We start from the raw sequence: 340 nt of genomic DNA on the forward strand, positions 1-340 counted from the left end.
TTGAAAAAATGTTTATCGAACCTGAAGAACCAGGCGATCCTTTCAAAGTGTCTGACGCTGACACTATGTTGAAATACATTGCTCCTGACTGGAAAGCTCAAGAGTCTGTTGCCATCTTCACCAAACCTGGCTGCCAATTCTGTGCTAAAGCTAAAAAAGCTCTGCAAGACAAAGGCTTGTCTTACGAAGAAATCGTATTGGGCAAAGATGCAACTGTTACTTCCGTACGCGCTATTACCGGCAAGATGACTGCTCCTCAAGTATTCATCGGCGGCAAATACATCGGCGGCAGCGAAGACTTGGAAGCTTACTTGGCTAAAAACTAATTGCCTGTATGCTT

General features: G+C 44.4%; 1 protein-coding gene. It reads left to right on the forward strand.

Going from position 1 to position 340, the window contains the following annotated elements; genetic code table 11:
* Positions 1-326, forward strand: a 326-nt coding sequence (locus tag ACTHSP_RS23145; protein WP_440347141.1) for a glutaredoxin domain-containing protein, incomplete at its 5' end; no start/stop codon positions are given.
* Positions 327-340 lie beyond the last annotated feature (14 nt).

Source organism: Neisseria sp. P0001.S005 (assembly GCF_051963715.1).